We start from the raw sequence: 10,320 nt of genomic DNA, 5'->3' as shown, positions 1-10,320 counted from the left end.
CCCCCCCCCCCCCCCCCCCCCCCCCCCCCCCCCCCCCCCCCCCCCCCCCCCCCCCCCCCCCCCCCCCCCCCCCCCACTGCCCCAACCCCCGCCACCCCCTCCCTCCTAGCCCTGGAGATCGGCGCCGGCTTCAACACCCCCGGTGTCATCCGCCACCCCCTGGAGAACCTCGTGCGACACACCCCCGGCGCCCGCCTGATCCGTATCAACCCGGACCACCCCCAGGTCCCCGCCGACCTCGGCACCAGAGCCCTGTCCGTCCCGGCCCGGGCGGACGACTTCCTGGTGCCCTGAGATGCCGGACTTCCCCCTGACCCCGCCCACGTTCCTCGCCCCGCGCAGGGCACCGCGGGTCCTCCCCCTCGCGGAGTACCGCGAGAGCGTCGACCTGGACACCCCGTTCCACCCCACCGCACCCCCGGCCGAGGCGGACCGCCTCCACGCGCACGTCCGCCAGGCCCTGCGCCTGATGAACGGCGACCCCGCGACGGCACGCCTCGGCCTGGTCCCCGGCTCGCTCCCGGAGCTGCAGGACCCCGCCACCGCCCGCCAGGTCCTGCGCGCCCTGCTGACGGTGCGCGACCCGGGCCCCCTCCCCGAGGGCACGGACCGCGAACTGGACGCCCTCCTGTCCGGCGAACGCCGGCTCCGCCCGACGACCGCGCCCGCCGAACTCCCCACGCCCGACGGCTCGGACGGCCGCACGGCCCTGTGGCGCGGCGACATCACCACCCTCGCCGCGGACGCGATCGTGAACGCGGCGAACAGCGGCCTCCTCGGCTGCTTCCGCCCCCTGCACCCGTGCATCGACAACGCGATCCACTCCGCGGCGGGCCCGCGCCTGCGCGACGACTGCAAGACGGTGTACGACGCGCAGGGCGCCCCCGAACCGACGGGCGTGGCGAAGGTGACGCGGGGCTACCACCTGCCCGCCCGGTACGTGCTGCACACGGTCGGCCCGGTGGTCCAGGGCCGCCCGGCGCAGGGTGACGCGGAGGCCCTCACCTCCTCCTACCGCGCCTGCCTGGACCTCGCGGCCGAGCTGGACGACGTCCGCACGGTCGGCCTGTGCGCGATCAGCACCGGCGTCTTCGGCTACCCGAAGGAGGCGGCGGCCCCGGTGGCGGTCCGCACGGTCACCGAGTGGCTGGACGAACACCCCGGCCGGTTCGACCGGATCGTGTTCACGGTGTTCGGCGAGGACGACGAGAACGCCTACCGCCGGGTGCTGGGCCGCTAGAACCGCCGGTGGACCTCACCGGTGGTGCGGTGAGGTCAGGTAGTGCTGCCGCAGCAACTCCCTGCCGTAGTCGTTGCCGTTGGGCGTACGGATCACCGAGTGCACGTGCTTCTGCGTGGGCGCCCCGCCCTGCGAGGCCCCGTACGCCCCGGCCAGCGGACCCGGCGACTGGCAGTCGACCTCGATCCACACGACGGGACTGTGCACACGGACGTAGAAGGCGTCGGCGTCGCCGGTCCCCCCGGCCCACGTGACGTACGTGTCGTCCAAGTGCCTGCGCACCTCGGCGAGATGGGCCTTGGCGACGTCGGCCTTGGCGCGTCCGGCGAACGCGGCGACGATCCCCAACAGCCTGGACTTCTGGGCTGCGTCGAGGGCCTTGCCCCGCAGACCCGTGTACGCCTGGACGGTGTTGTCGGCGAACGCCCCCGCCTTCATCGACTCGTTGGACTTGGTCGCGGAGGCGATGAGGACCGAACGCTGGGCGTCGGTGAGGGAGTTGGCGAAGGCGAGGGACGCGGCGACCTCTTCGTGGCAGACGGTCACGGTCTCGCCGTCGATCTCCATGACGGTCGGCTCGGATCCCCAGAAGCAGGGGCTCATGACGACCTGCTCGCCCAACACGAAGTAGTTGACGACGAGATGGTGCCCGTCGAACTGGAACCCCCAGGGTTCGGTGGCGGAGGGGGTGCCCATCACGGTCCAGTAGTAGGCGTCCTCGTTGAAGGACCCGGTGTTGCCGATCGCCTCACCGGCGGCCTGGTTGATACGGCGGATCCTCTCCGTGGTCTCCAGCCCGTCGGCGCTCAGAGCGGACGTCAACAGGGCGGTACCCAGGGTTTTCTGAGCATCCGTCAGGTCCGCGAGGGAGACGCCCTGACGGCCGTAGGAGTCGATGTTGCTCCACAGCCGCCACTCGGTGGAGTGGACGGTGAACCGCGTCTGCGTCCTCTGCGCGTCGGTGAGGCCCGCGAGGAACGCCTCGGCGGCGGCGATGACGGGCGCGGTGTCGACGCCGGTGGAGTGGACCGTGTAGAGGTCGTCGATCCGCCTGCCGTCGGTGGTGAGGCCGAAGAACTCCTCGGTGAGCGACTGGTTCCCGGGCCCGCCACCGCCGGGGGCTCCTCCGCCCGGACCGCCACTGGGCGCTCCGCTGTCGGTCGGCGAGGCACTGGGGGTGGCCGTCCCCGTCTCGTCCGCCGCGAGCGCCGTGAACGCTCCCGCCCCGCCCATCGCGGTGACCGCCGTCGCGCCGGACGCGAAGAACACCTTCCGCATGAAGTTCCGCCGATCCGCGTGCTGCCGCCCGCCATGCTGCTCGCCCATGATTCCGCGCACTCCTCAAAGCCCTCGGGGGGCCTCAACGCCCCTTCCCCACCCACCCTGAGGCACCCAACTGAGGCTCAGCTGAAGGAAGTTGCCCAGTTTCCGGCACCACAGCGACATCGCCCGCCACCACCCCCTTGGGCAACCACACCCGGAACTCCGTACACCCCGGCACACTCTCCACCTCGATCCCACCCCCGTGCGCGGAGACGATCGCCGAGGCGATGGCCAGCCCCAGCCCCGCCCCGCCACCTCCACGTCCACCCCCCTGTCCGAAAGACCGAGTCCGCGAACCCCCCTCCCGCACAAACCGCTCGAACACCCGCGGCAACAACTCCCCAGCGATCCCGGGCCCGTCGTCGCGCACAACCACCGAACACCCACCGGCGTCCGCCTCCACCACCACGTCCACCCGAGTCCCCGCAGGCGTATGCACCCGAGCGTTCCCCAGCAGATTCACCACCACCTGTGTCAACCGCCCCGCATCCCCCACCACCACCGCGGGCCCGGCCATCCGCAGCGCGAGCCCCCACTCGTGCGAACCCCCAGCGGCCCGCGCGTCCCACACCGCCTCGGCGACCAGCGTCGCCAGATTCACTTCCCCCCGCTCCAACGGCCGCCCCTCGTCCAGCCGGGCGAGGAGCAGCAGATCCTCCACGAGCCCGGTCATCCGAGCCGACTGCGCGGAGACCCGCTCCCAGGCGAGCCCGGGCGCGATGGACGCCACCCCTTGCCCCATGAGTTCCGCGTACCCGGCGATGGAGGCGAGCGGCGTACGCAGTTCATGGCTCGCGTCGGCGAGAAACCTCCGCATCCGCTCCTCGCTCCGCTGCCGCTCCCCGAGCGACACCTCGACCCGCTCGATGAGCCGGTTCAACGCGGCCCCGACCTGCCCGACCTCGCTCCCGTCGTCGGTGTCGCGGCCCCCCACCCGGGGCAGCCCGCGCACCTCCCCCCGGTCGAGCGGCGCCCGCGCGACCGAAGCGGCCACCCCGGCGACCCGCTCAAGGGGCCGCAGCCGGCGCCGTATCACCACGGCACACACCACCCCCGTGACCAGCAGCCCGGCAGAAGCGATCAGCGCCTCGGTGACGACGAGGTCGTGCAGGGTGTCCTCGACATCGGCGGTGGGCAGCCCGGCGAGCACAGCGGGCCCGTCCCCCTGGGCGGCGGTCAGCCGATACGTCCCGAGCCCGGGGATGACCCGCGTGACCAGCCCTCCGCCGACCCCGTCGAGCACGGCCCGCTGACGGGCACTCAACACAACCTGCTCCCCGTCCCCGGTCACCACCTCGGCCGCGACCGCCTCCCCGTCCACGACCCGCGCGGCGACCGTCCCCACCGGCTGGCCGCGTTCATTGAGAAACCCCAGGTCGGTGACGTCCCCGGTACGCCGCTGAAGTCCGCCCTGGCTCCGGGAGGCCGCGTCCCGGACGCGCTGGTCGAGCCCGTCGAGCAGATTCGCGCGCTGCACGAGCACCGTCGCCGCCGCCATCGCCGTGCACACCACCACCAGCGCGGCCGTCACGAACAGGACGAGCCACACCCGCAGGGACCTCATCTCTCGCCCGCCGCCCGGATCACGTACCCCGCGCCGCGCACGGTGTGGATCATCGGCGCGCGCCCCCGGTCGAGCTTGCCGCGCAGGCTGTAGACGTACACCTCGACGAGGTTGCCCTCGCTCTCGAAGGAGCTGTTCCAGACGTGGTCGAGGATCTGGGCCTTGCTGAGGACCTGCCGGGGATGGCTGACGAGGAACCGCAGGAGGTCGAACTCCTTGGCCGTCAAAGGGATCACGTCCCCGCCGCGCTGTACGACGCGGGTCCGCTCGGCGAGGACCAGGTCCCCGAGGACCCGCACGGACTCATCGACAGGCGACACCCCGGCCCGCCGCAGCAGCGCCCGCAGCCGCAGCATGACCTCCTCCAGCGAGAAGGGCTTGGTGACGTAGTCGTCGGCGCCCGCCGAGAGCCCGTCCAGCCGGTGTTCCAGCGCGTCCCGCGCGGTCAGCATCAGCACGGGCAGCGCCGCGTTCTCGTACCGCAGCCGCCGCAGCACCTGGACGCCGTCGAGGTCGGGCAGCATCCCGTCCAGCACGACGGCGTGCGGCGCGCACCCCCGCGCGAGCGTCAGCGCCGTACGCCCGTCCCCCGCGAGGAACGGCCGCCAGCCGGCCTCGGTGACCGCGAGGCCGAGGAGTTCGGTCAGCTCGGGTTCGTCGTCGACGATCAGGACACGGGTGGCGGCGGACATGCCGCGAGCCTGCCCGAGGGACCTGTCGGTTCCCTGTGGGCAGGCTGGGGGCGAACCATGACGGGCGGGCCCGGCAGGGCCGTACGGATATCGGCTTGTACGACTTACGCCGTCACTCCGTACGCCCGTACTCTCACACGCCCACCGGCTCCTTCACCGGCGTCTCGTCGGCGGCCTTGCTCAGCGCCTCCCCCTCGATGTCCACCTTCGGCAGCACCCGGTCGAGCCACTTCGGCAGCCACCACGCCCGGTCGCCCAGCAGCGCGAGGACGGCCGGGACGATCGCCATGCGGACGACGAACGCGTCGAGCAGGACGGCCGTCGCGAGGCCGAAGCCGATCATCTTGATCATGGACTCGCTCTCGCCGATGAACCCGGCGAACACGGCGATCATGATGAGCGCGGCGGCGACGACCACGCGGGCGCTGTGCCGGAAGCCGGAGACGACGGCCTCGTGGGCGGAGTCGCCGTGGACGTAGCCCTCGCGCATGCGGGAGACGAGGAACACCTCGTAGTCCATGGCGAGTCCGAAGACGATGCCCACCATGAAGATCGGCATCAGGCTCATGATCGGGCCGGTCTGGTCGACGCCGAACAGGCTCGCCATGTGGCCCTCCTGGAAGACGACCACGACCGCGCCGAGCGCCGCGAGGACCGACAGGAGGAAGCCGACCGCCGCCTTGAGCGGGACGAGGACCGAGCGGAAGACGACCAGCAGGAGCAGGATCGCGAGCCCGACGACGGTGACGAGGTACGGGATCAGCGCGCCCTGCACCTTGTCGGAGACGTCGATGTTGAGGGCGGTGGTGCCGGTGACCTCGAAGTGCGCGCCGGCCGTCGACTCGACGCCGGGCCGCTCCGAGCGGATCGTCTTGACCAGGTCCTTCGTCTTCTCGTCGGTGGGCGCGGTGGCGGGCGTCGCGCTGAACACGGCGGTGTCGCCGGCCTTGTTGAAGCGGGGCTCGGAGACCGAGACGATGCCCTTCGTGCCGGCGATCTTGTCGCTGATCGTCGCGGCGGCGGCCTTGGCGTCGTCGGAGCCCTTGGCGTCGACGACGATCGTGAGGGGGCCGTTGAACCCCGGTCCGAAGCCCTCGGCGAGCGCGTCGTAGGCCCGCCGCTCGGTGGTGGACGTCGGCTTCGCCTCGTCGCCGGGCATGCCGAGCTGGAGGCCGGTCGCCGGGAGGGCGAGGGCACCGAGGGCGACGACGCCGAGGATCATGACGGGGAGGGGGCGACGCAGGACGAAGCGGGCCCAGCGGGTGCCCATGTTGTCGGCGGTCTGCCCGGCGGGGGCCGGCGTGCCGGTGTGATGATCGGACCCCACCGTCCCCTTCTTCCCCGCCCGCTCCGACTTCTTCAGCACCGCGTTCGGCCAGAACCCCAGCAGCGCCGGCACGACGGTCAGCGCGACCAGCACCGCCACGACCACCGCCCCCGCCGCCGCGAGCCCCATCTTCGTCAGCATCGGGATCCCGACGACCATGAGCCCGGCCAGCGCGATGACGACGGTCAGTCCGGCGAACACGACGGCGGACCCGGCGGTCCCGACGGCGAGCCCCGCCGCCTCCTGCACGTCCCGCCCCCGGGCCCGTTCCTCCCGGAACCGGGACACCACGAACAGCGCGTAGTCGATCCCGACGGCGAGCCCCAGCATCATCGCGAGCGTGCCGGTGCTGCTGGACAGCCCGAGCGCGTCCCCGAGGAGCGTGATCGACAGCATGGTGATCGCGACGCCGATGATCGCGGTGAGCAGCGGCAGCCCGGCCGCGGCGAGCGAGCCGAACGTGATGAGCAGGACGACCGCGGCGACGGCGATGCCGATGATCTCGGCGACCCCGCCGGGCCCGCCGCCCGCCTCCATCGCGGTGCCGCCCGCCTCGACGGTGAGCCCGGCGTCGCGGGCGTGGTCGATGGCCTTGTCGAGCGCGGTGTGGCTGGCGTCGGAGACCTCGTTCGCGGTCACCTTGTAGGTGACGACGGCGTACGCGGTGGTGCCGTCCTCGCTGACCGCCTTCGCGGTGAACGGGTCGGCGACACCGGCGACCTGGGAGCCGTCCTTGAGGGAGCCGACGGCCTCCTCGATGGCCTTCTTGTTCTCGGTGGCGGTGACCTTCTGCCCGTCGGGGGCGACGAACACGACCCGTGCGGTGGCGCCGTCGGCGGCGGCGCCCGGGAAGCGCTGCTCCATGAGGTCGAACGCCTTCTGGGACTCGATGCCGGGCATCGAGAACTCTTCGTCGGTGGTGCCGGGGGCCTTCATGGCGCCGAGGCCCACGAAGGCGACGACGGCGGCCCATATCAGGACGACGTACCAGCGTCGTCGAAAGGCCAGTCGGCCCAGTCGGTGCAGGAAGGTGGCCAAGGCGGTACTCCACATCGGATCTCGGGTTCGTCTCAAGCCTCGCTGGGAAGGACCCCTTCGCGCGTCGTACCGCCGTCGGCAATCGGCCCTGCTGAAACCGTGGAAGGCCCTACCGAAACCGTGGTACTCCCGGCCGCCGCGCCTCCTACCCGAGGACTACGCCGAGGACGGCCGCCGCCATCCCGGCCTCCCCCCGCTCGTTGGGGTGCACGGGCGCGGCGGGCGCGGCCGGCATCAGCGGCTCCACCCACCGGACTCCGTCGTCGGCGCAGGCCCCCAGCCCCTCGGAGGGCCGGTACGTGTCGACGTACGACGCCCCCGCCCCGGTGGCCGCCTTCTCCAGCACCGAGTTGAGCCGCCGCTCCTGGTCCCGCAGGAACGCGACGTCGCCCGGCGCGATCCCCAACTCCCGGCAGGTGTCGCCCTGTTCGGGGAAGATCGCGGGGTATCCGACGACGTACACCCGGGCTTCGGGCGAGCGCCGCTCGATCTCCTGGAGGGCGTCGGTGAGTTTCCCGCCGAGGGCGTCGGTCTTCGCCCGGACCTGGTCGGCGTGCGCGTCGCGGCAGGGCGCGTCGTCGGTCGCCGTGCTGAAGGCGCTCTCCAGCTGGTAGCGGACGCCGAGTTTCACGCACGCGGTGATGGTGTCGGCGAACCCGACGTCGTTGCCGCCGATGCCGAGGGTGACCAGCCTCGTCCCCTTCGTGAGGGCGGACAGCTGGGCGGGGTTGGTGCCGGAGTCGGTGTCCTGGGCGGCGGTGAGGTCGTCGATGGTGGCCCCGGAGCAACTGACGTCCGTGAGCGGGGCCTTGAGGTGCCGGGCGACGACGGAGGGATAGTTCCGGTCGGACCGCTCGCACCCGGCGGGCGTCCCGGTCTGCCCGGGGATCTTCGGCCCGGAGGTGTACGAGTCACCGAGGGCGACGTACGGCCCGACGGCCCGGGCGTCACCGCCCCCGCCTCCCCCGTCGCCCCGCTCGATGCCGACGGCCGTCACCAGCACCGCGCAGGAGAAGACCCCCGCCAACCCCAGCCGTGTCCGTGTCCTCATACCCGGGTGTCCTGTCTCTCGCCGCCGGCAGCCACACCCAGGCTCATCGACGGCGGCGCCCGCGTCGTCGTACCACCGCCGTCACCTGCGTACTACGGGCGTGGTACGTCGGAGGGCCGTACCAGCCCGGTCTGGTAGGCGATGACGACGAGCTGGGCCCGGTCGCGGGCGCCCAGTTTCGTCATGGCCCGGTGGATGTGGGTCCGTACGGTCAGCACGCTGAGGGTCAGCTCCCCGGCGATCTCGTCGTTGGACTTGCCCTCCGCCGCGAACACCGTCACCTCCCGTTCCCGGGGGGTGAGTTCGGCCAGTTTCTCGGGGGCCGCGAGCAGGTTCCCGGGGGCGGCGGGCGAGGTGAGGAACCGGGTGATCAGCGCGCGGGTGGCGCCGGGTGACAGCAGCGACTCGCCCGCGGCGACGACTCTGATGCCGCCCAGCAGGACGTCCGTCGTGACGTACTTCCCGAGGAACCCGCTGGCCCCGACCTTCAGCGCCTGGGCGACGTACTCCTCGGTCTCGAACATGGTCAGCACCAGGACGCGGGTGGAGCCCAGGTCCGGGTCGGCGCAGATCTCGGCGGTCGCGGCGAGCCCGTCGGAGCCCGGCATGCGGATGTCCATGAGGACGACGTCCGGCCGGGTGGCCCGGGTCTGTTCCACCGCCTCGCGGCCGTTCGCGGCCTCGCCGACGACCTCCATGTCGGCGCAGGAGTCGATGAGCAGCCGGAAGGTGCCGCGCAGGAGGGCCTGGTCGTCGGCGAGCAGGACACGGATGGTCACAGGGGTGCCTCGTCCTCGGGGTGGGTCAGGGAGTGCAGGGGAAGGGCGGTCGTCACCTGGAAGCCGCCCTCGGGGCGGGGTCCGGCCTGGAGGTGGCCGCCCACCGAGTGGGCGCGTTCGCGCATGCCGACGAGGCCGAAGCCGCCGGGGGCGGAGGGCTGGGGGGCGGCGCCCTCGTTGGTGACGGTGATGAGGAGCCGGGAGCGCTTGTAGGCGAGGCGGATCTCGGCGCCGTGGCCGTGGCCGTGCTTGGTGACGTTGGTCAGGGCCTCCTGGATGATCCGGTACGCGGTGAGGTCGACGCCGGGCAGGAGCGGCCGGGGGTCTCCCTCGACGACGACCGTGACGTCCAGGCCCGCCGAGCGGCAGGCCGCGAGCAGGTCGGGGAGGCGGTCGAGGCCGGGGGTGGGTTCGAGGGGGTCGGGGTCGTCGGGGCTGCGCAGGATGCCGACGGTCGCCCGCAGTTCGAGGAGCGCCGAGGACGTCGTCCCGGCCAGTTCGGCCAGGATCTTCTGGGCCTGCTCGGGGTGGGTGCGGGCGAGGTGGGCGGCGGTGCCCGCCTGGGCGTTGGCGACGGCCATGTGGTGGGCGACGACGTCGTGCAGTTCGCGGGCGATGCGCATCCGCTCCTCGGTGACCCGCAGGCGTGCCTCCTCCTCGCGGGTGCGCTCGGCGTGGACCGCGCGCGCCTGCACGGACTCCAGGTAGGCCCGCCGCAGCCGGGTGCGGGAGCCGACGGCCACGGGGAACAGCAGCCACAGGCCCGTACCGACCGTCTTGAGCAGGAAGAGGTCCCAGGTCGGGTCGACGGCGACGCCGGTCACCGCGAGGGCGCCGGTCGTCCACCAGGCGTACCTGCGGCTGGTCAGGTGGTCGGTCACCGCCGCGATCCAGTACAGCGCCGCCATCACCGGCGCCAGCAGCATCGGGCTCGGCAGGTACTCCAGCCCGAGCAGCGCCATCGCGCCCGCCCCGGTGACCAGCAGCATCCCGCGCGGCCACCGGCGGCAGCCCAGCACGGCGAAGGACAAGCCCGCGGCCAGGGCGACCGCGAGCAGCTTCGGCGCGTTGTCGTCCGGCGACGGGTTCCCGTCCGTGCTGATCGACATGCCGAACAGGACGCAGGCGAACAGCACCAGCAGCGTCACCGCGTCGATGGTCCGCGGGTGTAGCTCCGCGTAACGCTCCAGGCTGCTGGCCATCCGCCCTCTCCGGCTCGGCGACGATCGTCCAAGGTGAACGATGCCTGGTCGCACGGGCCGGGGCATCCGCCCTGAGCTGTTGTCACCCCCTACTCAGGACGGAG

General features: G+C 72.6%; 9 protein-coding genes. 2 read left to right on the top strand and 7 right to left on the bottom strand.

Translation table 11 applies throughout. The features are described 5' to 3' along the window. Positions 1-171 precede the first annotated feature (171 nt). Both ACLZOT_RS35435 and ACLZOT_RS35430 read left to right on the top strand, forming a co-directional pair. On the top strand, positions 172-294 hold the full coding sequence (locus ACLZOT_RS35435) for a hypothetical protein (protein ID WP_416973244.1): 123 nt from the start codon (positions 172-174) through the stop codon (positions 292-294). Between the two features lies 1 nt (position 295). Further along, complete coding sequence (locus ACLZOT_RS35430) at positions 296-1,240, top strand: macro domain-containing protein (protein ID WP_416973243.1); 945 nt, start codon at positions 296-298, stop codon at positions 1,238-1,240. A 15-nt stretch (positions 1,241-1,255) separates the two neighbouring features. On the opposite strand, the gene ACLZOT_RS35425 is transcribed toward ACLZOT_RS35430, so the two are convergent. The 7 genes from ACLZOT_RS35425 to ACLZOT_RS35395 form a co-directional block, all read right to left on the bottom strand. Next, positions 1,256-2,566 carry a DUF3500 domain-containing protein gene (locus tag ACLZOT_RS35425; protein WP_416973242.1) on the bottom strand — a complete coding sequence of 437 codons (1,311 nt, stop codon included), beginning with the start codon at positions 2,564-2,566 and terminating at the stop codon, positions 1,256-1,258. 34 nt (positions 2,567-2,600) lie between these two features. Then, complete coding sequence (locus ACLZOT_RS35420) at positions 2,601-4,127, bottom strand: sensor histidine kinase (protein WP_416973241.1); 1,527 nt, start codon at positions 4,125-4,127, stop codon at positions 2,601-2,603. Continuing rightward, positions 4,124-4,819: a response regulator transcription factor gene (locus ACLZOT_RS35415; protein ID WP_416973240.1), complete on the bottom strand. Its 696-nt coding sequence runs from the start codon at positions 4,817-4,819 to the stop codon at positions 4,124-4,126. The genes ACLZOT_RS35420 and ACLZOT_RS35415 overlap by 4 nt, the downstream gene beginning before the upstream one ends. A gap of 133 nt (positions 4,820-4,952) precedes the next feature. Next, on the bottom strand, positions 4,953-7,184 hold the full coding sequence (locus tag ACLZOT_RS35410) for an MMPL family transporter (protein WP_416973239.1): 2,232 nt from the start codon (positions 7,182-7,184) through the stop codon (positions 4,953-4,955). A gap of 145 nt (positions 7,185-7,329) precedes the next feature. Further along, positions 7,330-8,235, bottom strand: coding sequence for an SGNH/GDSL hydrolase family protein (locus ACLZOT_RS35405; protein ID WP_416973238.1), 906 nt, complete (start codon positions 8,233-8,235; stop codon positions 7,330-7,332). A 92-nt stretch (positions 8,236-8,327) separates the two neighbouring features. Then, positions 8,328-9,014 (bottom strand): response regulator transcription factor, encoded by a 687-nt coding sequence (locus tag ACLZOT_RS35400; protein ID WP_416973237.1) that lies wholly within the window; start codon positions 9,012-9,014, stop codon positions 8,328-8,330. Continuing rightward, positions 9,011-10,216, bottom strand: coding sequence for a sensor histidine kinase (locus tag ACLZOT_RS35395; RefSeq protein ID WP_416973236.1), 1,206 nt, complete (start codon positions 10,214-10,216; stop codon positions 9,011-9,013). Before ACLZOT_RS35395 ends, ACLZOT_RS35400 begins: the two co-directional genes overlap by 4 nt. Between the last annotated feature and the right edge of the window lie 104 nt (positions 10,217-10,320).

Source organism: Streptomyces sp. 4F14, assembly GCF_048159485.1.
In the GTDB taxonomy this organism is placed as follows: Bacteria; Actinomycetota; Actinomycetes; order Streptomycetales; family Streptomycetaceae; genus Streptomyces.
This window is presented reverse-complemented; position numbering and strand designations above follow the sequence as displayed.